We start from the raw sequence: 26,500 nt of genomic DNA, 5'->3' as shown, positions 1-26,500 counted from the left end.
CTGACTCACTTGTTACTCATGATGGTTGATTCCGTGAATAAACAATGAGATCGCCTCTTTTTGTAACTCTTTCTTCTGTTGGATGGTGTCACTTTTATATAACACGTCTAATCCGTAAAAAACGGAAAGTAATATTTTCACTTTTGACTCCACATGCTGAATTGACCAGCTGCCATCTTCGTTTCCTTCAAGTAAGATGTCTCTCATCACATCATCAAAATCGGCATCAATCTTGTTCAGCCGTTCCATGACCTCGTCTGATGTAAAGGCACTTGCACAGAATTCCTCACTCGCTCTCATTAATGGGTAGTTAATCCCCATTTGACTGAGCAGCTCTGCAAATCCGGCGAGTTTATCAATGGCCCGGGTCATCGTTTGTTTCTCCTGATGCCACGTCTCCATCATCAAACGGTGATCCTCTTCCATGATATGAAGGAACAAGAACTCTTTTCCTTTAAAATGGTGATAGAGATTGCCTTTACTAACCTCAGCAGCCTCTAGAATATCCCGCACGGATGTTTCTGAATATCCTTTTTTCGCAAATAAATCACGAGAAGCGGTGACGATTTTTTGCTTCGTCTTCTCGCTCTTTCCAGCCCCGCTTTGTGTACTTGTCATCTTTCACAATCCCTTCTACCTTGCTTTTCTTTGCAAGGACAAATCAAAACCGACCAGTTGGTTTATTTTTTTATTATAAATGGATCTTTTTCAAAATACAATGAAAAAGTCATCGAATTCATAAGGAGTGAATCATGTGAAAACAAACAATACAGTCATTTATGCCCTCTCATCATTTAATAATTCTTAATATTTAACTTCACTTAACAATAAGGATTGCCTATAATAGAATAGAGGTGATGTTATTGGATGAGGAAATCATTCATTACGGTAAAAAAATCATTGAATACTCAAATGCACTAGGCTCTATCTATGTTGAAGAGTATCAACGATTTTTAAAACATGAGTATGCAGATTTATCAGCCAAACAAGAGCTGACACTTGAATTATTACGGACAAAAACGAGAACAATCAACGAACTAGCTGATTACTTTTCAATTTCGGCAAGTGCCGCTAGCCAGCTTGTATCAAAGCTTGAGCAGCTTGGCTATGTCAAACGAGAAATTAATCCACATAACCGAAGAGAAATCATTGTTGATTTTGCTCAAAAGGGTCATGACTATCACAAGAATACGGAAGAAATTCAATTGCACCTTATTCAAAAATACTATGCAAGGCTTCCAAAAGAAGATTTAAAAACATTATTATCTCTATACGAAAAAATCTATCAGATTGCAAAAGAAGCGCCTTAATTCGGTGTTTCTCTCATCAACATTTAAGCTAGATAAACTATTAAGGGGATGAAAATATGGGTAGGATTCATTTACAAGATGGACGTCATATTGGTTTGTGTGAATACGGTGATCTTGAAGGGTTTCCAGTATTCTTTTTTCACGGAACACCTGGATCAAGAGTCATGTTTTTAGATGATGACCCAATCTCTAAAGAGCTCGGTGTTCGCCTCATCTGTCTAGACAGACCTGGATTTGGTTTATCTACCCCTCAACCTGACCGTACGATTTTAGACTGGGCAAAAGACGTGCTGGAAGTAGCAGATCATCTAGGCATTCACCATTTTTCAGTGATGGGTGTATCTGGAGGCGGCGCATTCGCTGCTGGCTGTGCCTACCAATTGCCGAATCGAGTCCTTTCAGCCGCTTTGATCTCAAGTACAACTCCTTTTCAGGACGGAAAACCGCCTAAAAGTATGCTGAAAGAGAACAAATTGGCTTTTTTCCTCAGTAAGAAGTTCCCTTGGCTATTGAAAGCAAGCTATCGTTCCCAGAAAAAAATGATTGAGAAAAAACCAGAGAAATTTAAGAAGCTGGCCAAAAATGGGAACAAACATTTACATCCATGGGACCGTCAATTCCTTCAAACCGATGAGCAGTTAGAGATGATGATGATGCATTTACACGAAGCCACTCGTCAATCGGTGGATGAATGTATTCATGAACCATATTTGCTCTCGCAGCCATGGGCATTCGATATGAAAGATATACAAATCCCTGTTGATGTATGGCATGGAAAAGAGGATACAATGGCTCCATTTGTAGAAATAGAAAAAATGGCTCCAACGATTCCAAACGTCAAAACCTATTATATAGATCAAGCGGGACATTTTCTTACAGATGTAGACGATATATGGCGAGATATTTTACTCTCTTTAAAAACACGTGCTGAAAAGTATCATCAGGAACATGCATAAAAAAAGACCCGAAACTTCGGGTCCCTTTCTTCATTAATATTTTTCATAATATGTCTGTACTTTATCTGGATCTTTTGTCTTCGTTAGAGCGAGCATAAGCAGAATGCGTGCTTTTTGTGGATTTAATGAATCCGATGACACAAAGTGATGTTCATCATCCATTTTTTCGTGGGTCACAATTCCATTTCCCGCACGGCTTGATCTCACGAGGACCACATCTTTCTTCACTGCATCTGTTGCCCCTTTGATGGCTTCTGTTGACATCGTTCCATTTCCTGCTGCGGCAACGACAATGCCTTTCGCTCCTGCTTTTACTGCTGCATCATACATGTATTTATGATCATTTTGATAGCCGTATAAAATATCAACTTGCGGTAATTCTTTTATTTTTGATACATCAAATTCACTTTCAGTCGTATGTTTTCTTGTTGATTCGTTATAGAAGGAAACCACTTCACCAGCAATTTCTCCAATGTAGCCATGCTCAAGAGACTTGAAGGAATCGGTTGTGGTCGTGTTTGTCTTTGAAATAAATCGAGCTGATGCAATTCGGTCATTTAACGTGACCATGACACCTTTGCCCTTTGCTTCTTTTATAGAGGCAATTTTGACAGCATGATACAAGTTCAGCGGACCATCCGCACTGATAGCAGACGCTGGTCTCATTGAGCCAACGACCACAACTGGCTTATCACTTTTGACAACCAGATGTAGAAAGTAAGCTGTTTCTTCAAGTGTGTCTGTTCCATGCGTGATGACTATGCCATCCACCTGATCATCATTTAAGAGTTGATTCACTCGTTTGGCTAATTTTAAAAGAAGGGCATTATCAACATTTTCACTGCCAACATTCGCTACCTGCTCACCGGTAACGTTTGCAATATCCTTTAGCTGAGGAACTGAAGCAATGACTTTATCGATGCCAAGTGAACCGGATTTATATCCTGTCGTATCTGTATTACTGTCCGAACTGCCAGCAATCGTCCCGCCTGTCGCTAATACCTTAATATTAGATAAGGACTTATTCCCTGTTTCTACGGCTGTCGTTTTGTCCTTTGATTGATTAGTTGCGCTTTCTTTTTCGCTTTGATTTTTCTCTTGGGTACTTGTATTGGCACAAGCTGCTGTCGACAGTAATAAAACAGAAAGAAGGACAGCACCTAACCATTTTGTTACGTTCATTCGATCATCTCTCTTCTTAAATGTGATGGATTCAAAGCTAGATCTCTTTCTATAGGGTTTACTTTATACCATTCCTTCATTCATCGGCATGAGGCGAAAGATACAGAACCAAATAAAGGAAAAATGGTCATTATCACAATCATTTATTTACATCTAAATACCTAACTTTACTTTTAAAAGAGGAGATATTGAGGTTGTTCAATCAATAAAAGTAAACAATACTAGATCATCAATTTATGATAAAATATAGTAAATTTTACAAAAAAGGAGTATACGTATTGCAAATGCTTCAATCATTTCACAAAATCCTAATAACACTATTCCTTAGTTCGATTTTACTCAGTCTGTTCGTATGCTTCTATCCACCGATTCAGGGAGAGCCTGCGTTCCTGGTATTTTACATTCCCATCTTTTTTGTTTATTATTTCGTTTTTGCGGTTCCTTTGCAGTTGTTGTTTTCTTTGCAGCCAAAGGCTTTCCATCCTCTTTATTTAGCCGCTTATTTACTGATTGCAATGGTTGTCATGCTTTTTGTCATTGATGGTATTGGGAGCTCGGCATCTGTGCCTATCGTCATCATGAGCAGTCTCATCTACTGGATCTTTGATTCTTTGTTTTATCAAAGAACGCATGAAAAAAACACCTAATGCAAAGGTGTTTTTAGCTGCTCTAGTATGTTTTCACAGTGATCCAAGTACGCTTGGCTAAGCAGGAAGTCTTTCGGTGCGGCGATCGCTGCTAATGTGACCAGGGTATTTGAATGATGAATGAGCGGATTCAGCATTGAATGCTCTACGCCTCTAATTGTTTGAACATGCAACCATTTAGGTGCTACTTCTTTTTCGTAGATCCTTTTTGTTTCAGCAGAATCTACATTTCGGTCATTCTGCGCCAAAACCAAATAGGTCGGTGATTGGATGCACTTGATATCTGAAGTGGCATCGGCTTTCATGTTCTTTTGAATGAATTCAAATCGATCTTTTGTCATCTCTTGATCGTCCGTTTTCTTTTGATATGTGCGAAATGCTGCGCCTTCTACTAATAATTTGTTTTGCTCATCTTCTTTTTTGAGTGTTTTTTGAATTTGTTCTTTAGATGCATCCGCTTCTTTTAATGTTTGAAGTGTATAGTACCTTCCCTGTCTCATCCAATTGACAGCAGGCCCGACAAGAATGGAGGCTGTGATATCTGTTCGATCAGCCATTACTTTTGGGATCACCCAGCCTGCTTGGCTTGCTCCCCATAAGATGATTTGTTTTGATTGAAGATCAGGCTCTTTTTTCGCCCATTTGATCACATTGTCTACTTCTTTTGCACGATCCTCCATGGATTGATGGAGCCAGTTTCCTTCTGATTGACCCACCCCGGGCTTATCCCATGATATAGATGCATAGCCTTGCTTTGCAAAGCGTTCCATTAAGGGTCTGTATCCTCCGTCATATGTGGCATTTTGAGGACCATCTCCGTGTATAAAAAGCACAACTCCTTTGATTGGCGCTTTCTTAGGCGTGGTCACGATACCTGATAATGTCCCATTTTCAGTCTCCATGACGACTTCCTTTTCATTCATAGCAAAGCTGTTTTCATAAACTACAAATGCTGCGATGAAAATGAGTACTGCTGCTGCGATGATCAGCCAAATCCTTTTTTTCATCTTCTATTCCCCGCTCCTTGTTCAACTGTGTACACCATTGAATTTTGGTACGTGACAGAGACTGGTACATTCTCATATAAGATGATAGAAGAAGGTTGTGCACTCTCTTGTGTAAAAGGTACTTCATGTAGAAAAGCCTCAATTTCTTCAATGACCTTCTCTTCATCTCCAGCTAAAAAGCTTTTGACCGCGTAAGAACCTGCATCCAGTCTCACATCATAATCACGTTCATTTGATACATAATAAGAAATTGTTGTGTCATCTTGCAGATTGATCACATAATATCTCTCCTCAAAAAGAGACAGATCCAGCTCCTTTTGATGAACGATTTGTTTAAAGTCCAGCTCTGTTTCACCCTTTAGAAGATGATGCGGGATCTGTTTTAAATACCGAATTGGCCGATCTTGGATGGTTGTTTTATTAAGCTGAAGGCTGTTTTGAATCGACAGCATATGCTCCAGACGCTGTTTCACTTCGCTTAGTTCCTGTATTTGCTTCTCGACCTGATCCAGCATTTCTTGGTAGGACAGAGTGATACTTTGTTCATTCGAAAAGGTCTCGCTTATATCTTTTAAAGAGAAGCCCGCCTTTTTTAAGAAGAGGATTTGATAAAGGGTGTAAATCTCTTTTTCATCAAATAATTGGTATCCATTTTGAGCAACCTTCGCAGGGCGTACGAGATCCTGTTCTATATAATGACGAAGCGTATACTTTGTGATGTTTAGTAGCTTACATACTTCTCCACTTGTTACATACGTCACTAGATTCCCTCCTTTTGTACACATTCTAAACCATGTGGTTACCACACAGTCAATCATGCCATAAAAAAATCACCGAGGAAATCTGCCCTCAGTGATGTGTCATTTCTATTTCATACTTGGACCAGCATGTGTAAAAATCGGGTCTTTCAATTCAAAGTCGAATGTCTTGCCGTCAACAATACCGACTGTTTTTTCATGATCATAAAGCTCGAGCAGACAAGCTGCCATTTCTTTTGATGTATGATATTTCTTGATATTGCCTTCATATTCAAATTGGTCTACATCTAATGAACGCTTTGCAAATTCTGATTCTGTCGCGGAAGGCGCTAATACTTTTGCCTGTAAGTTAGCTCCTTTTTCTTTCAACTCTAGTGCCAGTCCTTCTGTAAAGGCACTCACGTAAAACTTCGTGGCTGAATAGGTGACGGCATTGCCGACGACTGTATAGCCCGCTCTTGAAGAAATGTTGATCAGCTGAGCCCCTTCTACTTGCTCATAATCACGAACAAATAAAGTGGATAAAATCGTTAAGGCTTCGATATTCAGATGAAGCATATCCCCAATTTTACTTACATCCTGTTCTCCTATTGAACCGAAATGGCCAAACCCTGCATTATTAATGAAGGTGTCAAGCTCATATTCAGCCAACGATTCATAAAATGAATACACTTGCTCCATGTCGGTTAAATCGACAGGCTGTATGTTTACTTTGATCTCGGGATATTGATCAAGAATCTCTTTCTTCAGTTCTTGGAGTTTCTCGAGCCGGCGTGCAGCTAAAATAAGGTTTTTGCCTCGTGCTGCAAAGGCTAGCGCCGCCTCATACCCAATACCTGAACTTGCTCCTGTAATGACTGTATAGCTCAATTATATCCCCCTATTAACGTCTTCTAACTGGTTAAATTATAACGACAGCACTTCGCTCTAGTCAATTTTGAAGAGAATCACACGGTTTATTAACTTGTCTCACTTCATTCATCATGTTGGAGGATGTCATGTTGAGATTTTTTTGTTAATTTGTGAAAAACCAATTGGTAGGAATGTTCGATTAACTCCTCTACAAATGAAGATGGAATGTCCGCATCAAGGTAAATCGAATTCCAATGAGTCTTATTCATATAATAGCCCGGAATAATCCCCTCATGCGCCTCTCTTAGTTCTTCAGCTCGTTGAGGGTCACATTTTAAAGTGATGACAGGTTTTCGATTCGCATCTCCGCCCATCATAGCAAACATCTTTCCACCAATATGATAACGATCTGCATGCCATTCTGGCTGATAATCATGGGTTACTCCTTTTAAAGAAAGACAAAATGCCTGTAGTTTCTCTTTTTCCATTAGATTCGCTCCTTTTTTAAGTCGTCTTCTATTCTTTCTATTATATCGACAATGAAGGCAGATATCTGATCTTTTTCATTCACTTAACAACAATAAAAGCACAGACCCGCTGGGTTCTGTGCTTTTACATCACTGTTCTTATCTTATTCAAATGCCTTCTTCAATTGATCACTCATCAGATGCCAAGCCTCTTCAGCTATTGCTAAATCTCCGGCATGCGTGAAGGCGTGAGGGACTCCTTTAAACTGTCTGTACGTGACATCTACCCCTGCTTCTTTTAACTTCTCCGCATATTGTTCGGCTTCTTGAGCTAGCGAATCTCTTTCAGCTGTGATAACGAGAGCTGGTGGCATTTGTGCCAAGGATGAACGATCGGCAAAGATCGGAGAAACGAGCGGATTGTGCGGACCTTGGCCTTGCAGATAGAAGGCATTAAAGAGTCTCGCCATTTCAACTGGGATCGCTTCTTCAAACGCTGGTTTTTGTGCTGGATCAGTGGCTAAATCAAGCGGCGGATAATCAAGCACTTGATAGACAATCGGGAGTTTGTTCCCTTTTTGAATATTTAAGAGACAAGCAGCCGTTGCCAAGTTTCCTCCTGCGCTATGTCCGCCAATGGCTATTGCTTTGGGATCTATTTGAAGCTCATCAGGGTGTTCATACAGCCACTTCAGCACATCGTAGCATTCATGAAGAGCGGCCGGGAAAGGGTGCTCTGGGGCAAGCTGATACTCCACATTGACGACGATACATTGCGCTCGGTCTGCAATGACCGGACACCAGTGGTTATCCATTTCAGCACTGCCTAGGATAAATCCTCCGCCATGTAAATTCACAAAAACAGGAAGCGGCTGCTTTGATGTGTTGACCGGCTTAAATACCCATACCTTTGTTTCGCCAGCACTTGTTGGAATGTCATATTCCATTTTGTTTACTTCAGGAGGATGGACTGGTTTTAGTTCCGATTGACTCGGTAATGAACCTTCAGCTGGTTGACGTAATGACGCAGCGATTTTGATTTGTTCTTCTAAGTTCATGATCTCAGTCTCCTATCTTATTCATTTCTTCTAACTCATTCGTTCCTTTTTCCTCTTTTCCTTCTACTGAATCAGCAGCACATTCTCATTGGTTCACTTTTTATCTATCTCCCCATTTTCGCTCTCTTTGAAATAAGCATTGGGCAAATCAAAAAAGCACTGCGGCGCTAGGTCCTCAGTGCTTTTCATCTATTTTATGAAACTTGCTGTTCTACTTTCACTCGTTTAATGAAGAAAGCGATGATCAAACCAATGACGGTCATGATCACAGCAAAGATAAATGCATGCTGGACGCCATTTGTAAAGGCGAGCAGCTGGTTCATCGGATTTGCGGGATCAGCCACATTTTCCATAAAGCTGCGGGTCCCTGATGAAAGGATCGAAATACCGACCGCAGTACCAATAGCTCCTGACACCTGCTGCAATGTATTCATAATCGCTGTACCATGCGGATATAGCTCTGGCGGCAGCTGATTTAATCCATTTGTTTGTGCAGGCATCATGATCATCGCGATTCCGACCATTAACGTAATATGAAGGGTCACAATGTATCCAATCGATGTATTCACACTTAAATTCGTGAAGCCAAACATCGTCGCTGCGACAATGACAAGCCCTGGAATCACAAGCCATTTTGGTCCAAACTTATCAAATAGCCCACCCATGATTGGAGATAGCAGACCGTTGATAATTCCACCAGGCAATAGCATTAAACCTGCTGTAAATGTCGTTAGTGCCAAGGATGTTTGCAGATACAATGGCAAAATCATCATAGCAGACAGCATCACCATCATACACACTAAGATCAGCAGTAACCCAATGACAAACATCGGATATTTAAACGGACTTAAGTTCAACATCGGTTCCTTCATATTCAACTGTCTGAGAGAGAATACAAGAATCCCAATGACACCTACTACAATTGCAACGATCACATGCATACTGCTCCAGCCGCCGCCTTCACCGGCACTGCTAAAGCCATACACAATTCCTCCGAAACCAATGGTTGAAAGCACAATCGATAAAATGTCGATTTTTGGTCTTGTTGGCTCCGTAATATTTTGCATAAAGATAAAACCAAAGACGAGTGCAGCTATTAATAACGGAAGTGAAATCCAGAAAATCCAATGCCAAGTCAGCGATTTCAAAATAAGACCAGAGACTGTTGGACCAACAGCTGGTGCAAACATGATCACAAGACCTATAATCCCCATTGATCTGCCTCGTTTATGAGGCGGGATGATCACCAAAATCGTATTGAACATCAATGGAAGAAGCAATGCTGTACCGACTGCCTGTACGACACGTGCCACCATTAAAATACTAAAGACTGGCGCAACCGCCGCAATAAATGTTCCAATGATCGAAAAGATGAGCGACGTAATGAAAAGCTGTCTTGTTGTAAACCATTGAAGAATGAGTCCTGAAATTGGTACGAGAATACCAAGTGTTAATAAATATCCTGTTGTCAGCCACTGAGCTGTCGTTGCTTCAATACCAAAGTCTAACGTTAAGCTTCTCAGCGCCATATTTAGTGCCGTTTCACTGAACAGGCCAATAAAACCAGCTGTGATAAATGAGATAATAATGGGCAGCGTTCGAATATGAGAAGCTGCTGCTTGCTGTTTGTTCATAGTAGGTTGGCTCCTTTTCTTTTTCAATTTAGATCAATCATAGGAAGTCAGGCTGGTGAGAAATGAGCCACTTCAATGTCTATTGAAAACAGATAAAATCTGTTTCTCTGCAGCGAATTGAGCGATTTTTTCGATTGAATAACCAGATTCACAAATATAAAACATCAGTTCAGGCGTCATCGGAGAGGACATACATAATGTCGTCAGCTCAATATCCTGTATGTTCGCTTCCCCTTTTTCTTCTGCTTCCTCCAGCAAATCACGAATGATTTGTTTAAGCGATTGACTGTAATGACAATCATACACTTTACTTGTCTGCTCTAAATTTCCAGAGATTGTAAGCATCCGAATCCAGTCTAAATGATGACCGACGATGAGATGAATTTCTTCGAGCACATAACGCAAACGTTCACGAACCGGCTGGTCACTGATTTTGCTCAAGTAAAGATGCAAAGCAGGGATCAGCTGTTCAAATCTTTCTCCAAGGATAGAAAGGCACAAATCACTTTTATTGGCATAGCGGCGGTAAAGAGTGCCCTGCCCAACACCAGCCGTTTTGGCAATTTTATGCATGCTGACATTTTCCACGCCAAATTCCTGAAACAAAGAAAAAGCGACCTCTTCAATTTCCTTTCCAATATCCTTTTCCATGATGCCTCACCTTCTTTACCTTCATCCATATTGCACTTATCTCTATGTGTTAAATCTCATCTCTTTTGATTCTCATTAGGACAATTGTCCCGATATTATCTTACGGACAACTGTCCGCTTTGTCAATCATTCTTTATTAAATGGCATGAAAAGATCAAAAACTCAATTTTAACGAATGAGTTTTTGATGATCTTTTGCTGTTTATACCATTTTCTTTAGTAACTTCCTATGAAATAAGAGAAGAATCTAGCAAAAAATCCTCTTTAATATCATATATTAGACCGATTTTCCATTTTGAGAGAATCATGTATGATCAATTAAGAAAACGCTTTCAAAAAGGGAGAGGGGAATGCCTACATGTCTTACCGTTTGAAACGAATGTTGATGCTGCTTGTCACTGGATTAGTCTTGAGTTTGTCCACATTTACTGCGGGTGCCTCGGCACAAACAGGCGGGTCGTTTTACGAGCCTTTTAACAACTATAATACGGGGTTATGGCAAAAAGCCGATGGGTACTCGAATGGAAACATGTTTAACTGTACGTGGCGTGCAAATAATGTCTCCATGACGTCATTAGGTGAAATGCGATTATCGCTCACAAGTCCCTCCTATAATAAGTTTGACTGCGGAGAAAACCGCTCCACTCAAACATATGGCTACGGTCTATATGAAGTCAGCATGAAACCAGCCAAAAATGTTGGGATCGTGTCTTCGTTCTTTACTTATACGGGACCGACTGATGGTACGCCTTGGGATGAAATTGACATCGAATTTCTTGGAAAAGATACGACAAAGGTTCAGTTTAATTACTATACCAATGGTGTAGGAAATCATGAAAAGATCGTCAACCTTGGTTTTGATGCAGCAAACTCTTACCACACGTATGCATTTGACTGGCAGCCTAACTCGATTAAATGGTATGTAGATGGACAATTAAAACATACTGCCACTACTCAAATCCCTCAAACTCCAGGAAAGATTATGATGAACCTCTGGAATGGTGCAGGTGTCGATGAATGGCTCGGCTCCTATAACGGTGTTACACCGCTCCACGCACATTATAACTGGGTGCGTTACACAAAAAGATAACCACATCACAAAACCTGTGAAAAGTCACAGGTTTTTCTTCATTTAAATTGAGCTGGTTTTTAGTTGATGAACCAGCTTTTGTTCATAGCTGTGGATAATATCTTCATAACTTTCTATCTTGTAATCTAACCGCTTAATCGTCTCTTCGATTTCCTTTTGTTTTTCTACAAGTCTTTCTCTCTCATTGACCAAAATACTTTTCCGCGAGGACAGGGTACGATCCTCGCCCTCGATAAATAAAGCCGTATATTCTCGAAGTGCATCAATTGAGAGACCGGCATTTCTCATACATTTGATAAATTCAATCCATTGAATATCCTCTTCAGCATAATCACGAACTCCGTTTTCATCACGCCGGATCGGTCGAATTAAACCAATATTCTCGTAGTATCTGAGCGTAGCAGTAGATAAATCGAGCTGCTTTGCGGCTTGTGCTATTTTCATTGTTTTCACCCTTCTCTTCTTCTCTTACCTTATGAAATTCCTTATTCTCATCATCTCCAATTTGATAGAGAACGCAAGATGCTTTTGGCTCAATTCTTTATTTAAGGATGTTGAAAAGCTTGAAGAGGGTTCTCTATTGACTTAGAGTTCACTTTAAGACGTACAGTATAGAAGTAAAGAATCTTACTTGAAAGGATGATCAAGAATGTGTCAGACGCACCACTCAAACGTTTTAAGTGTTTCACATGCAAAAGCGAGCTTTGAACGGACAACCATTGAACGAAGAGCGCTTCGTCCACATGATATTTTAATCGATATTCAATTTAGCGGGATCTGTCATTCAGATATCCACAGTGCCTTTGATGAATGGGGCGGCGGTATTTTCCCAATGGTTCCGGGTCATGAGATTACTGGAGTCGTTGCCGCTGTTGGTGATGATGTGACGAAATTTCAGATCGGAGACCGTGTAGGTGTTGGCTGCTTTGTTGATTCCTGCGGCACCTGTGAATATTGCCAAAATGGAGACGAGCAATATTGCACGAAAGGGGTCGTCCAAACTTATAATAACCTCGATTATAACGGGGAACCGACTTACGGCGGCTATAGTCAGAAGATTGTCGTGACAGAGCGCTTTGTCGTCAGCATTCCAGATCAACTATCCCTTGATGCCGCAAGTCCTCTTCTCTGCGCTGGAATCACAACTTATTCACCGTTAAAGCACTGGAAAGCAGGGCCAGGTAAAAAAGTTGCCATCGTCGGGATGGGCGGACTCGGTCATGTGGCCATTCAATTCGCCCGTGCACTTGGCGCTGAAGTCACGGTATTGAGCCGCTCTTTGAATAAAAAAGAAGAGGCGCTGTCATTTGGTGCAAAGGATTATTTTGCTACAAGTGATCCTCATACCTTTCAGACACTAGCCGGTCAGTATGACCTCATTCTCAACACAGTCTCTGCCAATATCAATATAGACGCCTATTTGTCCCTACTTCGTGTGGATGGAACCTTGGTGAACGTCGGTGCACCACCTGAGCCAGATCAATTCCACGTCTTTTCATTGATTACTGGCCGTCGCAGCATTGCCGGTTCACTCGTTGGAGGCATACAAGAAACACAAGAAATGCTCGATTTTGCAGCTGCTCACAATATCGCACCACAAATTGAAGTGATCAACGCAAGTCAAGTTGATGAAGCGTATGAACGTGTGCTGAAAAGTGATGTGCGTTATCGGTTTGTCATTGATATTTCGACATTATGATCGGATTCTATTTTGAAAGACTAGCTCAATGGCTGGTCTTTTTTAATGGTGGATATCCTGTTTTTCTTATAGCGAGGATTCTAGAGGGTATGTTCAAAAATCATGGATAATAAAAAAACAATCACACCCAAAATTTCTTCAAAATAATCTCTCTTTTTTAGAACTAAATTTATTGACAAAAAATAAATAAACATGTTATTATTAAAAATTTGATTATTTCGGATCGATTTGTGGTACCCTTATAGTAGGTACTTAATATGGAGGTGGATGATATGTTTCAAATTGGTGATAACATTGTGTATCCAATGCATGGAGCAGGTATAATTGAAGCCATAGAAGAAAAAGAATTTTCTGATGAAAAACAACAGTATTATGTGATTAATATGTCAATCAGTCATATGAAAGTGATGATACCAACACGGAAAATGTCGGGTTCACGTATTAGACCTGTTACAGATATACTGGCATTAAACAGTGTGATACACATTTTCCAGCATGGCAAATCAGATCAAATACTGACATGGAAAGAACGGCATACAATTAATACAAACAAAATAAAAACGGGTAGCATCCAAGACGGTGCTGAAGTTGTACGTGACCTGATGCGTATGAAGAAAGAGAAAGCACTAAATGCAAGTGAAAAGAAAATGCTAGATGATGCCCATGAATTTTTGCTAAGTGAATTAGAAGTCATCAAAGGGATTACAGAAAAGCAAATAAAAAGTTTCTGTTAAGAACTCTGCCGCTCTTTTGGGCATCCCTCACCATTTTTGAATACATGTTCTCTAAGAACCTATCCACCCTTCAACTTATGAAAGAAAAAAGAATTTATTTAGGCAAATTCCGCATATTGTAAATCCAATATGCTATACTGTTGATAAACCTTTGAAGCATGAATTTTTTTACGATTACCTTGTAACATCTCCCTACTTGTACGCTGAGTAGGGTTTTTTATTGAAGAAATAATTGGAAACACAAAAAAACAGGCTCTCTACAGAGAACCTGTTTTTAAAAATGAAGATTAAGCAGTTTTTTGAACGTTAGCAGCTTGAGCTCCACGAGAACCTTGCTCTACGTCAAATGTTACTTTTTGACCTTCGTCTAAAGATTTGAATCCGTCACCTTGGATAGCTGAGAAATGTACGAATACATCGTCGCCTTCTTCACGTTCGATAAATCCAAAACCTTTTTCTGCGTTAAACCATTTTACTGTACCTTGTTCCATGTTTGTTGCCTCCTAGTGCGTTTACCACACAATGTATTATACTATCCTTGCCCAAAGTATCCTCAAGACGAAAAGTCTTTCTTCATGCTATCCTTTACGCCGAACAAAAATAATTATTCTTATTGTAACATGAATCGGAAATAATTGCAATTTTTAAATGTGTAAGGTCAAAAAATTGAGAATAGCTATTATAAAAAGTATTATAAAAAATTTGAGTTTAACATATCTTCTTTTTTAGATAACTATCCAACTTGTGCTAATGAAGATGTCCTTGATACTTGGAGCATTGATAGGAGGATGACTAACACATAGTTATTATATTAAGCGCTTCTTTACTACTTTGCAGCGTATTAATGGCTACGTTCTAAAACTTTGCTTTTCGAAAAACTACCCCTACAAGCACAATACGTTATCAAAGATTTAGTCATCCACAACAGAAAACTTAAAAAAGAAAGCCCTTTTCCTCGAATAAGGATAGAGCTTTCTAAAGTTTTTTATTTATTCAGTTAAGATTTAACTTCTTTATTTTTATCAATAGATAAGGTTACTATAACGCTAAATATGCTAATTAAAGTTCCTGCAATAGAAACAACAATAGTCAAAAAGCCGTTCGGAATAAAAAACCCTATTGGAATGAGCCCCAGAAAGGAAAGAACAATAAAACATTGGTATACACCAGATATAACCCTTACAACAAAATTACTAAAAAAAGACATAATTAACGGCGGAATGAATAAAAATGCAACTATTCCCATTGATATCATTAAGATACGAGGTTCATCAAATGAAATGACATTATCCCCAGGAGAATTTTTGGCAGCTACTAGCACTAATACTATGGACATAATTAATGTGAGCAAAATCAAAAAAAACCTTTTTAACATTATCATAACTCCTTTTTCGATAAATACTTGAAAAACCATAACCATTTTATGTTATTTAATTGAAGTATATGCAGTCAATTAGCAGAAATAATCTTATTACTTTATATCTTAAGGTTACACTAAACTTTTTATCTTCCTTAATACATTTAACATAAATGATCCAAATGTTAATTAAAATCAATCATAAAGAGATACAAAAATTTATTTAGTCAACCAATTTTTGGGCTGACACAAATCGCCTGTATTTATCATGGTTACGCATTAATTGGTCATGAGTTCCTTTACCAGTAATTACTCCTTGGTCTAAGAATATGATCTGATCTGCTTTTTTAATAGTTGCTAATCTGTGAGCTATTATTACTGTGGTTCTTTTTTTCATTAATTCTTCTAGTGAATCTTGTATTTTCCTCTCACTCTCACTATCCAAACTTGCTGTTGCTTCATCCAATAATAGGATATCAGGGTCTTTAATAAAGTTTCTTGCAATGTCAATTCGTTGACGTTGACCTCCTGACAACTTTAATCCTTTTTCTCCAATTATTGTATCATACCCTTTGTCTAACAAAGTAACAAATTCGTGGCAATTAGACAATTGAGAATATTTTATGATTTCTTCTTCACTAATTTCTTTTTTAATGCCGTACACTATATTATCTTTTATCGTGCCATTTATCATCGCGTTAGTTTGCATTACGTAGCCAATTTTATTTCGCCAATCTGATAGATTAAATTCATTAATGGGTATTCCTCCAAGTGATATGCTCCCATTGCTCAAAGGCAATTCATATAATCGTGCAATTAAATTGAAAATAGTACTTTTACCAGAACCAGACGGACCTACAAAAGCAGTAACCTTTCTACTTGGGATATCAAAAGTTATTTTATTCAAAATCTGTTTATCATCAAACTTGAAACTAACGCTTGAAAATTTCAAATTTCTATTACTGAAATCAATATTTGAAACATGTCTATTAGAATCTAGTTCTTCTTTATGTTCGAGTAATATTTCGCTCAATCTCTGGCTAGCTCCTATCGCTCGTTGGTAATCCGTAAGTAGGGTTGAAAAATTAGTAAGAGGGCCAGATAATTGTATTACATAGAAAATCATAGCTACTAGAGTACCTGCAGATATTGCCCCCGTTGAAACCCTTATACCACCAAATCCCAGAATAATTCCTATAGTCAGTAAAAGAATAAAGCTAGTTAATGGTTGTATAATTGAAATGATTTTGGCTTCTTTTAACCCTAATTTATATATTTCAAAAAGATTACTATGAGCATTTTTTAATTCTAAACTTTCAGTATTCGATATCTTTACTAAACGTATTTCGGTTAAGACACGACCTAATAATCCGCTAAAGCTAGCTGCTTCTGATTGTGCTGCTTTTGAGATTTTTCTCACCATTCCCCCTAAAGGTATAATTATGGCTAAAAATATAGGCACTATAATAAGTGTTATTAGAGTCATTTGCCAATCCATTCTCAATAAGATAATAATAGAGCCTAAAACAGTTATTATAGAAGGGATTATATTCGGTAATTTTTGAGATACAAAAGCGTTGATAACATTAGTATCTTCTGTGATACGACTCATTATTGAACCACTCTCATTATTATCAAAGAAAGGGATTTTTAATTTTATTATATGCTCCCACAGCATATAACGAATTGCCATAATCATTTTTTCTCCAATTTTACTGAGCAAATATAAACCAATACCACTCAAGACCGCATTTATTAGAAACATACATAAAAAAAGCGCTATAAATCCCAAATTAAAAGTGTTCTCAGAAAATTTATCAACAACTTTACCAGTAAATAGAGGTATAAACAAACCACTAATACTCCCTACAGATGAAATAGTTATAGCAAATAAAATTAATAATAATGGCAGTTTTATTTTACGTAATAAAAAGAATAAGGGATTTTTAGGTTTCATAATAATATCCTTTCTGCTATAGACTATCCACATTCACCACAAAGTATCTATCTTACATTTCAATCAAAAGTCATAAATAAAAAATTAAGAGTTAGACTCATATATATTAATGTTCATCACAGGTAGCTCCATATAATTAGTATTTTTTATATTACGATTAACTATCCTAATGAACCAGAACCAGAAAATATATCATTTGATAAATGATACCTCAAACCCAGATGTGTATATTTCTTTTCAATAGAATATGTATATATTTCTAACGTCTTTATGTAATCGCCATTTGTACTATGACTATAATCTTGATCAATATATTATCACGTAGTTCCTCTAAACAAACCACAATTATAAAAATATATTGTCTAATGTTGCCTGGAAGAACTCATAAAATTGTTTGACGAGATACAATATTTAAAGTATCTTAAATCCATATTTACAATCGGTCAACAGGTTAATTATTGCGTAAATCTGCACTGATGATGCTTACAGGAAGGTTGATTAAACAGAAGTTATACTAGCTGAAGATATAAGAGATTGACCTTCAATAGTTACTGTTGTTCCTACAGTATATAACGAACGAATATCTGAATTTTGAAACTTTACGATATTTCCAATTTTCTAGTTTTACACAAGGTTTTATAGTAGCAGTTCTTAAATAGAAAATAGAGTTTAAATCAATATGTTTTCACATTTTAGGAGTTATTTGTGATAGCTTTCTTAATAAAAAAGAGCACAAAAAAACCAAAGGTCTACAACCTTTGGTTTCTTAGATGCGGCCGAGAGGACTTGAACCTCCACGGGTTATTCACCCACTAGGCCCTCAACCTAGCGCGTCTGCCATTCCGCCACGACCGCGTGTATGATGTGCTCATATATTCATAAGTGCACTGTTTGAAAAACAATGCGGGTGAAGGGACTTGAACCCCCACGTCATAAAGACACTAGATCCTAAGTCTAGCGCGTCTGCCAATTCCGCCACACCCGCGTGACAATGGTGAGCCATGAAGGACTCGAACCTTCGACCCTCTGATTAAAAGTCAGATGCTCTACCAACTGAGCTAATGGCTCATCTGCTATGCAGAAAAACATATATAAAAAATGGCTGGGCTAGCTGGATTCGAACCAACGCATGACGGAGTCAAAGTCCGTTGCCTTACCGCTTGGCTATAGCCCAACGAATCAAAAAACAAAACATGACCCGTACGGGATTCGAACCCGTGTTACCGCCGTGAAAGGGCGGTGTCTTAACCGCTTGACCAACGGGCCATACAATAATGGCGGAGAAGGAGGGATTTGAACCCTCGCGCCGCTTACGCGACCTACACCCTTAGCAGGGGCGCCTCTTCAGCCACTTGAGTACTTCTCCATTATGGCTCCGCAGGTAGGACTCGAACCTACGACCGATCGGTTAACAGCCGATAGCTCTACCACTGAGCTACTGCGGAATAATAAGACATGTTTCATTATATATATGCCAGAAAAATGTGTCAAGAATTTTTAAGCGTTTCATTCCTGGCCCATTTGCGACGGCTTTTATAATTTAACATATACTAATATAACAGTCAAGCCTTTTTCCATGCCATTTGTTTAACTTGGCAGAAAGCCCCCGACCTCTTCACGTAGACCAAGGGCCTTGATGCAGCCTTCCTCAGGAGATTAAGACAGCTTAAACTTTCGCATCCACTTATAAAAAGTACTTCTTGGCACCCCTGCTAACTTCGCTGCTTCTGACACATGACCTTTTGTTTTATGCAGTGCTTCTATCACTGTTTGCTTTTGAATGCGCTCCCTAAACGTGAGTTCTTTTGGACTCTCGGTACACTCTGCTGGATGCAGCTTCTGCTTTTTCTGATCAATCGTCTCTAATACTGAAACATATTGCGATTCACCAATCCATCCGCCTTTAGGAAAGAGGACCCTTAGATGTTCAAACAGATTAAAAAGCTCTCGTATGTTTCCTGGCCAATGATACGCTTCTAGCTTACGAAAAAATGATTCAGGAAACGCCGCATTCCAGTGGTACTTCTTTTGGTAATAACGATATAAATCACGAATGTCTTCTTTTCTTTCTCTAAGCGGCGGGATGTTGATCGGATAGACATGAAGACGGTAATACAAGTCTTCTCGTATTTTTCCTTCCTTCAGTAGTTCATTCATATTACGGTGAGTCGCTGTAATGATTCGAATATCCAAAGGGATTTCGTGTGTCCCGCCGAGCGGTACGACTTTCCTTTCTTCTATCACCCGAAGAAGTGCTACTTGCATCGCATATGGGATTTCGCCAATTTCGTCTAAAAAGAGTGTTCCTTTATGAGCTTGTTCAAACTTCCCTTTAGCTCCGTGACGTTTTGCTCCTGTAAAAGCCCCTTCAGCATAGCCAAATAATTCGCTTTCTAACAGGCTTTCAGGAATGGCTCCGCAATTAACAGCAATAAACGGTCCTCTATGCCTTTCACTGGCTGAGTGAATGGCCCTAGCGGCCAGTTCCTTCCCTGTACCTGTTTCGCCCCAAATATATACATTGGCATCTGTTTGTGCCGCTCTCTTCATCTCACTGAGCGTCTGTTGAAACACCTTACTTGTTCCAGATTCCCCGGGAAATTGAGCAAAAGAAACGGTGATGTTGCTTTTCGCTGCTTCTTCAAGGGAAAGGGACATGCCCAGCATCTTTCCATCTTGCTCTGATTGAATGATCTGCGTTCCCCGGATAACAAATGGATGACCCTTAAGCCGCTCGACATCCATTCCGTACCAGTCAGAAAATCGTTCTCTAATCGACCTGCTTGCAGAAACAATTTGCTTTTTTTCATTACAGACCACATACGGTTCGTCTGCTTCCACCTGCTGGAGACAATGAGTGATCAGCTCCATCTCTCTCCTTTTTTGCTGGACTTGAATTTCTCTCTCTATGGCATAAGCAACTGTTGAAGCCATTCCAAGCATAAAAGGGTGCTTGTTATCCGCCATACAGGAGATATCAATCACCCCTATGATCGTACCGTCTGCATCACGAATAGGAGCGGCTGAACAACTCCAATGGTGAGAGGCGACAGAAAAATGCTCAGTTCCGTTGATCGTCACAGCTTCCCCGATGACGAGTGCCGTTCCAATAGCGTTCGTGCCTACATCTGTTTCGGTCCAGCGCGACCCCTCCATAAAATTAATTTTTCTTGCTTCTACCATCGTTCTTTGGCTTCCTGTCAGACTTAGCACATAACCGTCTGCATCGATAAGTAAGGCCAGCATGTCAGATTCTTTTAATTGCTGACTGATTTTATTTAAGTAAGGAAGAGCAGCATTGAGGAATAATGAGTATTTCTTTTTTTGGGCACTGAATAATTCCTTTTCTAACAACGACTGTCCTTTATCTAAATACGGATTAACATTTGCCTGTTTACACCTGTGCCATGATTCCATCACTCTCTTATTCAGACGAGACTGATCAAGCAAACCTTCACGAACAAAACGTTTCCACGTATTTAAATAACAAGGCGTCGGATTCATTCCATCCTCTCCTCTGGGGGCTTTTTATTCATTATAGATAATTATAAAAGCGCTTTCAATTAACATTGGCTAACCCAAGAAGTCAATCGGATAGAAATAGAGTCTTTTTCAGCAGTGCACCGCTCGTCCCATTGTTTGCAGCAAGGCTTCGTGTATCGCCTCTGAAAGTGTCGGATGTGCCGCAATAAACTGCTCTAATGTATCAGCGGTCAGCTCTGTATGCATCATCACCGCCGCTTGTCCAATCAGTTCTGTTGCATTCGGTCCAATGATTGATACACCTAAAATTTCTTGATATTGCGGTTCTACAATGACCTTTACTTGACCGGCTGGTTGATTTAATATTAACGCTTTTCCATTTGCAGAAAATGCACATGTCCCTATCCGAATCTCCTCATATTGTTTTCTAGCACTCTCTTCATTTAAACCAACACTGGCGATTTCTGGAGAGGTGTAGAGGCATCTTGGAATCACTTGTTCATTGACTTTTACATGTTCACCTGATGCATGGGATGCCGCAACCGTTCCTTCATGAAAAGCAGTATGAGCAAGCTGGACCCCACCTGTCACATCACCGCACGCATAGATATGCGGGAGATTGGTTTGCATATGTTCATTGACGTAGATTCCGTTTCTGTCAAATTCAATGCCGACCTGATCAAGATTCAACTCTCCAAGCTGCGGAGTTCTGCCAATTGCCACTAAGCAACGATCAGACTGGATTTCACACTGCTCTCCTTGATTTTTCTCTACCACTACTTTTCTTGAAGAAGAATCAAGCTGTTTGACTGCGGCGGACGTCAAAATGTCTACACCCGTTTCTTCAAGTTGCTCGTGAAGACATTGTGCTATATCACGATCTTCTTCAGGTAAGATGTGCACCGCTCGCTCAACCATGACAACTTTTGTCCCCATTCTGCTAAATATGCTTGCAAACTCACAGCCGATCACCCCTCCCCCAATAATACAAAGCGAATCTGGTATCGAAGAAAGTGACATGGCATCCTTGCTGTGAATGATCCATTCCCCATCAAAAGGTGCAAAAGGTAAAGCAGCAGGCGCTGCCCCTGATGCAATAATGATTTGTTTTGCTTGAATGATTTCAGACTTCCCTTCACTTTCTACCAATAGCTCGTGTGCCGATAGAAATGACGCCTTCCCATTCAACACGCTGATTTTGTTTTTATTCATCAAGTAGCGAACGCCATCAGTTAGTTGCTTGACGACAGACTGTTTCCGTTTTTGAACGACATCCCATTGGATGACAGGCTCATGTTCTGGAAGCTCAATTCCAAAATGTACAGCCGATTTCACATGCTCAAACATATCGGCGCTTTGCAAAAGCGCTTTCGTCGGAATACAGCCTTCATTGAGGCAGGTACCCCCCAGCTGACCTTGATCAATTAACACAACCTCCCTGCCAAAACGGGCGGCTGTTATGGCCGCCACATAACCTGCTGGTCCGCCTCCTATAATGACCAGTGTCATGATACGTTCACCTTCTTCCTATAAAAGAATGGATATTGGTTCTTCTAAATATGCTTTGACCGTTGATAAAAATGCGGATGCCGGCGCTCCGTCCAGCACGCGGTGATCAAACGTAAGACTGAGTGGCAGGATGGTCCCTTTGCACAATTCATCCTCTCGATAAACAGGGGTTTCATACATTGTTCCGACGCCAAGGATACCGGCTTCCGGCGGATTCAAAATCGGAGTGAAATGCTCTACACCATATGCACCTAGGTTGGTGATCGTAAAGGTAGAGCCTTCGATTTCATCGTGAAGAAGTTTGCCTTCACGTGCTTTTTTGCCATACAATTTGATGGTCTTCGCTAGCTCAATGAGCGCTAGTCTCTCCGCATGTCGAATAACTGGCACAGCTAAGCCGTTTTCTAAAGCAGCAGCTATCCCAAGATGAACACACTCAAAAGTTTCCACTCTTTCATTTTGATATTGACTGTTCATCGCAGGGTGTTTGAGTAATGAAAGGATCGTTGCTTTGGCTACAAAATCGGTCATGGTCAATTTTGTCTCGTGACGGGCTATGGCTGTTTCATTCAGCTGTTGTTGTAAGTTTGTAAGTTTTGTCACGTCCGCTTTCATCGTAATGGTTAATTGTGCACTTGTTTGCAGGCTTTCCATCATTCTTGAGGCAATTGTTTTCCGCATCGTGTTAACAGGTTGATGCTCTGTCTCATTTTGTTTTTTCTCTGCCCGTTCAGGAAGCGCATGAAGCACATCCGCTTTCGTAATTCTTCCCCCCGGTCCTGTCCCCACCAGCGTATCAATGTCTAGGTTTGCGCTATTCGCAATTTTACGAGCAACAGGGGAGATTTTCTTTCTCTCTTTCTTTGGTTTTGACTGGACGTCTCTTTCTTTCTTTTCCTCCACCTGTTCATTTCCTTCACCGATATAGCAAATGACCGTGCCAGGCGGTACACCTTCTCCCTCAGACACTTTTATATCCAATATGGTTCCTTCAGCAGGTGATTCGATCTCCATTTCAATTTTTTCGGAGTTGATGCTTGCAATGCTTTCCCCTTTATTTACGGTCTCACCGACCTCCTTATTCCAGACAGATACCGTTCCTTCTTTCATCGACATACCCAATTTAGGCATCACAACTTCGACAGCCATCTCCCTCTCTCCTTTCTTTAGTTCAAGATCTTGTCATGACTCTTGCCAATCATCTCTAATACGGTGTTCACAACCTTATCAGGTGTCGGCAGATATATATCTTCAAGAGGTGGTGAAAATGGTACTGGTGTATGAGGAGCCGTCACTTTTTTGATTGGAGCGTCAAGTAAATCGAATCCTTTATCTGCAATCAAAGAAGAGATATCTGCGGCAATTCCGCACCTTGGATTTGCTTCATCCACAATGACAAGCCGATTTGTTTTTTCTACCGAAGTCAGAATGGCCTCTTCATCGAGCGGCGACAAGCTTCTTGGATCAATCACTTCCGCTTCAATACCTTGAGCAGCTAACTCTTCTGCCGCTTCGAGTGCTGTATGCACTTGTTTGCCTACTGCAAAGATGGTTACATCAGAACCCTCTCTCTTCACATCTGCTTTACCAAGCGGCAATGTGTAATACCTCTCCGGCACATCTCCTGTGATATTGTAAAGCGTCTTGTCTTCAAAAAAGATGACAGGGTCCTGATCCTCGATGGCTGCCAGCAGCAGCCCTTTGGCATCATAAGGTGAAGAAGGCACAACTACTTTTAATCCAGGAATGCTTGTAAATAACGCATACAAACTTTGCGAATGCTGGGCTGCTGCTCTAAAACCCGCCCCATGTGTCGTTCTAATCGTGATCGGCACCTCTGCTTTTCCGCCAAACATGTATCGAAATTTTGCTCCTTGATTCAGCACTTGGTCCAGACAAGTACCGATAAAATCATTAAACATAAGTTCCGCAATTGGTCTTAGCCCTGTTGAAGCAGCTGCCATGGCCGCGCCTACATAGCCAGCTTCACTAATCGGTGTGTCTAGGACACGCTCACGTCCAAACTCCTGTACGATTCCTTTTGTTACTCCAAGAACTCCGCCCCATGCTTCATCATCCTGTAAGTGATCTACATGAGCGCCTCCCGCAACATCTTCCCCCATTAAAATGACATCTTCGTCTCTTCTCATTGCCAGTTTAATCGCTTCATTCAAAGCACTAGACATGCTGATTTCTCTTGTCATTTTCCTCTCCCCTTTCTGATTTATTGATACGAAACATACACATCGGTCAGTAATTCGGTATGATCTGGATATTCACTTTCTTCACTGAATCTAACGGCTTCATCTATCGCTTCTGCTACAGCCGCTTCAATACTTGATATCTCCTGATTCGTCAGCAGCTGCTTCTTTAATAATTCATTTTTAAAAAGAGCGATGGCATCTTTCTCTTCTTGGTGTTCTGCTTTTTCTTGATTTGTTTTGTAGCGCTGGGCATCTCCTTCAAAATGTCCATAATTCCGATATGTCATGCATTCAATCAATGTCGGACCTTCTCCATTTTTTGCTCGTTCTATCGCTTGTTCTGCTGCTTGATAAACGGCTGTCACATCTTTTCCATCTACTTGAATACCCGGAATGCCATAACTGGCGGCTCGATCCACGATCGATTTGCAGCTTGAAGCATAGGAAAATGGCGTCGCTTCCCCGTAACCATTGTTTTCTGCGATGAAAATGACAGGCAGTTTCCAGATGGCGGCGAGATTGATTCCTTCGTGAAAAGTCCCTTGATTGTTTGCACCATCCCCAAAAAAGCAAACGCTTACATTGTTTGTCTTTTTATATTTAGCCGTGAGGGCTGCCCCGCACGCAAGTGGAAAGCCGCCTCCAACAATTCCGTTGGCACCGAGCATTCCTTTATCAAAATCTGCAATGTGCATGGATCCACCTTTTCCTTTACAAAGACCTGTGGCTTTTCCATAGATTTCTGCCATCATTCCTTTTAGATCACAGCCCTTAGCGATACAATGGCCGTGGCCGCGGTGTGTACTTGTAATACTGTCTTGTTCATTCAGATGAGCGCAGACTCCTACAGCAACAGCTTCTTCGCCAGCATAAAGATGGACAAAACCTGGTAAGATCCCTTTTGTAAAAAGCGTGTGTACTTGATCTTCAAATTGGCGGATTTCCTGCATTTTTTGATACATCCAAACGGCTTTTTCTTTTGTGAGTGCCATTTCCATATGGTAAAACCTCCTATCTTTTTTTGCTTGCACTTATATACAAGCAAAAAACGTGCCAACATCATGGCACTTGAAAACTTAGGTTTTGAACGATTCACACCGATCAAAAAAGAGACAAAATGAGACTTGCGTCTCTTTTTGTCTCAATATGTCTACTTCATCTCCTACATATCACGATGATCAGTTCCATTGGCCACAAAAAAAGCATCCCATAAAGGAATGCTTTTCATTCTGTATCGATTGTACGCTGCCATTTTAATTTTCCTTTGCAGACGCCGCATACATAGCGAGAGGTATCAAATCGTCTTTTCCTGATAAAATACTGACCGCATCCTGTGCAGACATATTCATGACGTTTCTGTACACGCCGTTTATTTTGTACCGTCTTTAGCGGTGTACAAAAACGCGGGGCTCCTACTTGTTCTAATAACTCTTTAAAGGAACGGTCACGATGCTGATAGCCCTTCCCCTCAAGGTGCAGATGATAATGACACAGTTCATGCTTAATGATACCGATCAATTCGTCTCTTCCATGCTCCTCTAAATATCGGCGATTTAACTCAATATTGTGTGTACCAAGCAAATATCTTCCGCCTGTCGTTTTGAGACGGTCATTAAAAACAGCTTGATGGCGGAATGCCTTACCAAAGAACTGCTCAGAAATATGCTCTGTTAACTGCTGTAACTCCCTCTCCTTCAATCAAGATCGTTCCTTTCTATAAAAACCTCGAACGGGACAATTTCCCCTTTGCATACATTGAAGGTACACCCACTGTTTCGATCAAAGGAGGAATGGGCGATGCCCAACTGGCTGAAAAATCAGATGCAGAAGGCATTTTTTGAAAAAAATCATTACCAAATCAAATTGCTGAATCAATGCTGGTACTTCTACAGAAAAAAACATTCAGTCACATCAAGGCACACCCCATCCTAAGGTGCGCCTCGTTT

General features: G+C 40.2%; 26 protein-coding genes and 7 tRNA genes. 7 read left to right on the top strand and 26 right to left on the bottom strand.

The genetic code is table 11. From position 1 onward, the window contains the following. Nucleotides 1–12: 12 nt before the first annotated feature. Nucleotides 13–618 carry a TetR/AcrR family transcriptional regulator gene (locus tag C6347_RS14120; RefSeq protein ID WP_106071756.1) on the bottom strand — a complete coding sequence of 202 codons (606 nt, stop codon included), beginning with the start codon at nt 616–618 and terminating at the stop codon, nt 13–15. Nucleotides 619–857: 239 nt separating this feature from the next. On the opposite strand from C6347_RS14120, the gene C6347_RS14115 reads away from it, so the two are divergent. Beyond that, nucleotides 858–1,310 (top strand): MarR family winged helix-turn-helix transcriptional regulator, encoded by a 453-nt coding sequence (locus C6347_RS14115; RefSeq protein WP_106071755.1) that lies wholly within the window; start codon nt 858–860, stop codon nt 1,308–1,310. Nucleotides 1,311–1,366: 56 nt separating this feature from the next. Continuing rightward, entirely contained in the window at nt 1,367–2,266 is a 900-nt protein-coding gene (locus tag C6347_RS14110) for an alpha/beta fold hydrolase (RefSeq protein ID WP_106037140.1), read from the top strand. Between the two features lie 33 nt (nt 2,267–2,299). Here the strand turns inward: C6347_RS14110 and C6347_RS14105 are convergent, their stop codons facing one another. Next, complete coding sequence (locus C6347_RS14105) at nt 2,300–3,448, bottom strand: type II asparaginase (RefSeq protein ID WP_106071754.1); 1,149 nt, start codon at nt 3,446–3,448, stop codon at nt 2,300–2,302. Between the two features lie 461 nt (nt 3,449–3,909). Between C6347_RS14105 and C6347_RS19655 the strand changes: the two genes are divergently transcribed. Beyond that, nucleotides 3,910–4,095, top strand: a complete 186-nt coding sequence (locus tag C6347_RS19655) for a hypothetical protein (protein WP_248065149.1) — start codon at nt 3,910–3,912, stop codon at nt 4,093–4,095. Here the strand turns inward: C6347_RS19655 and C6347_RS14095 are convergent. The 7 genes from C6347_RS14095 to C6347_RS14065 all read right to left on the bottom strand — a co-directional run bounded on the left by C6347_RS14095 (nt 4,092) and on the right by C6347_RS14065 (nt 10,522). Then, nucleotides 4,092–5,102, bottom strand: coding sequence for an alpha/beta hydrolase family protein (locus C6347_RS14095; protein ID WP_106039288.1), 1,011 nt, complete (start codon nt 5,100–5,102; stop codon nt 4,092–4,094). The genes C6347_RS19655 and C6347_RS14095 overlap by 4 nt on opposite strands. Then, nucleotides 5,099–5,863 (bottom strand): MerR family transcriptional regulator, encoded by a 765-nt coding sequence (locus C6347_RS14090; RefSeq protein WP_164847192.1) that lies wholly within the window; start codon nt 5,861–5,863, stop codon nt 5,099–5,101. The genes C6347_RS14095 and C6347_RS14090 overlap by 4 nt, the downstream gene beginning before the upstream one ends. 105 nt (nt 5,864–5,968) lie before the next feature. Beyond that, on the bottom strand, nt 5,969–6,730 hold the full coding sequence (locus C6347_RS14085) for an SDR family NAD(P)-dependent oxidoreductase (RefSeq protein WP_106071753.1): 762 nt from the start codon (nt 6,728–6,730) through the stop codon (nt 5,969–5,971). 104 nt (nt 6,731–6,834) lie between these two features. Then, the gene (locus tag C6347_RS14080) at nt 6,835–7,200 is read right to left on the bottom strand and encodes an MmcQ/YjbR family DNA-binding protein (protein WP_060595608.1); all 366 of its coding nucleotides are present in this window, start codon (nt 7,198–7,200) and stop codon (nt 6,835–6,837) included. Nucleotides 7,201–7,343: 143 nt separating this feature from the next. Further along, nucleotides 7,344–8,237: an alpha/beta hydrolase gene (locus C6347_RS14075; protein ID WP_060595607.1), complete on the bottom strand. Its 894-nt coding sequence runs from the start codon at nt 8,235–8,237 to the stop codon at nt 7,344–7,346. A 194-nt stretch (nt 8,238–8,431) separates the two neighbouring features. Next, on the bottom strand, nt 8,432–9,871 hold the full coding sequence (locus C6347_RS14070; RefSeq protein WP_034666046.1) for a DHA2 family efflux MFS transporter permease subunit: 1,440 nt from the start codon (nt 9,869–9,871) through the stop codon (nt 8,432–8,434). Nucleotides 9,872–9,943: 72 nt separating this feature from the next. Next, a complete protein-coding gene (locus tag C6347_RS14065) occupies nt 9,944–10,522 on the bottom strand; it encodes a TetR/AcrR family transcriptional regulator (protein WP_034666049.1) in 579 nt (192 codons plus the stop codon). A gap of 357 nt (nt 10,523–10,879) precedes the next feature. Here C6347_RS14065 and bglS point away from each other — a divergent pair, with 357 nt between their 5' ends. Continuing rightward, entirely contained in the window at nt 10,880–11,611 is a 732-nt protein-coding gene (gene bglS / locus C6347_RS14060) for a beta-glucanase (RefSeq protein ID WP_060595606.1), read from the top strand. Between the two features lie 42 nt (nt 11,612–11,653). Here the strand turns inward: bglS and C6347_RS14055 are convergent, their stop codons facing one another. After that, a complete protein-coding gene (locus C6347_RS14055) occupies nt 11,654–12,055 on the bottom strand; it encodes a MerR family transcriptional regulator (RefSeq protein ID WP_060595605.1) in 402 nt (133 codons plus the stop codon). 205 nt (nt 12,056–12,260) lie between these two features. Here C6347_RS14055 and C6347_RS14050 point away from each other — a divergent pair, with 205 nt between their 5' ends. Both C6347_RS14050 and C6347_RS14045 read left to right on the top strand, forming a co-directional pair. After that, nucleotides 12,261–13,310 carry an NAD(P)-dependent alcohol dehydrogenase gene (locus tag C6347_RS14050; RefSeq protein ID WP_106037133.1) on the top strand — a complete coding sequence of 350 codons (1,050 nt, stop codon included), beginning with the start codon at nt 12,261–12,263 and terminating at the stop codon, nt 13,308–13,310. Nucleotides 13,311–13,582: 272 nt separating this feature from the next. Further along, complete coding sequence (locus C6347_RS14045; RefSeq protein ID WP_095286254.1) at nt 13,583–14,044, top strand: CarD family transcriptional regulator; 462 nt, start codon at nt 13,583–13,585, stop codon at nt 14,042–14,044. A gap of 287 nt (nt 14,045–14,331) precedes the next feature. Here the strand turns inward: C6347_RS14045 and C6347_RS14040 are convergent, their stop codons facing one another. The 16 genes from C6347_RS14040 to C6347_RS13965 all read right to left on the bottom strand — a co-directional run bounded on the left by C6347_RS14040 (nt 14,332) and on the right by C6347_RS13965 (nt 26,252). Then, nucleotides 14,332–14,535 (bottom strand): cold-shock protein, encoded by a 204-nt coding sequence (locus C6347_RS14040; protein WP_003214229.1) that lies wholly within the window; start codon nt 14,533–14,535, stop codon nt 14,332–14,334. A gap of 506 nt (nt 14,536–15,041) precedes the next feature. Next, nucleotides 15,042–15,419 (bottom strand): hypothetical protein, encoded by a 378-nt coding sequence (locus C6347_RS14035; protein ID WP_060595603.1) that lies wholly within the window; start codon nt 15,417–15,419, stop codon nt 15,042–15,044. Nucleotides 15,420–15,624: 205 nt separating this feature from the next. After that, nucleotides 15,625–17,358 (bottom strand): ABC transporter ATP-binding protein, encoded by a 1,734-nt coding sequence (locus C6347_RS14030; protein ID WP_106071751.1) that lies wholly within the window; start codon nt 17,356–17,358, stop codon nt 15,625–15,627. Between the two features lie 771 nt (nt 17,359–18,129). Next, a tRNA-Leu gene (locus tag C6347_RS14025) sits at nt 18,130–18,213 on the bottom strand. Nucleotides 18,214–18,260: 47 nt separating this feature from the next. Then, nucleotides 18,261–18,343 (bottom strand) — tRNA-Leu (locus C6347_RS14020). Between the two features lie 7 nt (nt 18,344–18,350). Further along, nucleotides 18,351–18,426 (bottom strand) — tRNA-Lys (locus C6347_RS14015). 31 nt (nt 18,427–18,457) lie between these two features. Then, nucleotides 18,458–18,532: transfer RNA gene (locus C6347_RS14010), tRNA-Gln, on the bottom strand. A gap of 20 nt (nt 18,533–18,552) precedes the next feature. Next, nucleotides 18,553–18,624 (bottom strand) — tRNA-Glu (locus C6347_RS14005). Nucleotides 18,625–18,633: 9 nt separating this feature from the next. Beyond that, a tRNA-Ser gene (locus tag C6347_RS14000) sits at nt 18,634–18,724 on the bottom strand. A 4-nt stretch (nt 18,725–18,728) separates the two neighbouring features. Further along, nucleotides 18,729–18,803, bottom strand: a tRNA-Asn gene (locus C6347_RS13995). Between the two features lie 211 nt (nt 18,804–19,014). Then, entirely contained in the window at nt 19,015–20,862 is a 1,848-nt protein-coding gene (locus C6347_RS13990) for a sigma-54-dependent Fis family transcriptional regulator (RefSeq protein ID WP_060595602.1), read from the bottom strand. Nucleotides 20,863–20,970: 108 nt separating this feature from the next. After that, nucleotides 20,971–22,350 carry a dihydrolipoyl dehydrogenase gene (gene lpdA / locus C6347_RS13985; RefSeq protein WP_060595601.1) on the bottom strand — a complete coding sequence of 460 codons (1,380 nt, stop codon included), beginning with the start codon at nt 22,348–22,350 and terminating at the stop codon, nt 20,971–20,973. Between the two features lie 18 nt (nt 22,351–22,368). Next, nucleotides 22,369–23,499, bottom strand: coding sequence for a dihydrolipoamide acetyltransferase family protein (locus tag C6347_RS13980; RefSeq protein ID WP_060595600.1), 1,131 nt, complete (start codon nt 23,497–23,499; stop codon nt 22,369–22,371). Between the two features lie 17 nt (nt 23,500–23,516). Further along, complete coding sequence (locus tag C6347_RS13975; protein WP_060595599.1) at nt 23,517–24,554, bottom strand: alpha-ketoacid dehydrogenase subunit beta; 1,038 nt, start codon at nt 24,552–24,554, stop codon at nt 23,517–23,519. A gap of 20 nt (nt 24,555–24,574) precedes the next feature. Continuing rightward, complete coding sequence (locus tag C6347_RS13970) at nt 24,575–25,552, bottom strand: thiamine pyrophosphate-dependent dehydrogenase E1 component subunit alpha (protein WP_060595598.1); 978 nt, start codon at nt 25,550–25,552, stop codon at nt 24,575–24,577. 226 nt (nt 25,553–25,778) lie between these two features. Further along, nucleotides 25,779–26,252, bottom strand: a complete 474-nt coding sequence (locus tag C6347_RS13965; protein ID WP_060595597.1) for a SprT family protein — start codon at nt 26,250–26,252, stop codon at nt 25,779–25,781. Between the two features lie 99 nt (nt 26,253–26,351). Between C6347_RS13965 and cmpA the strand changes: the two genes are divergently transcribed. Next, the gene (cmpA, locus tag C6347_RS13960) at nt 26,352–26,486 is read left to right on the top strand and encodes a cortex morphogenetic protein CmpA (RefSeq protein ID WP_095286213.1); all 135 of its coding nucleotides are present in this window, start codon (nt 26,352–26,354) and stop codon (nt 26,484–26,486) included. The last annotated feature ends 14 nt before the right edge of the window (nt 26,487–26,500 follow it).

The sequence above is a fragment of the Bacillus sp. NMTD17 genome (assembly GCF_002998735.1).
Classification (GTDB): domain Bacteria; phylum Bacillota; class Bacilli; order Bacillales; family Bacillaceae; genus Bacillus.
This window is presented reverse-complemented; position numbering and strand designations above follow the sequence as displayed.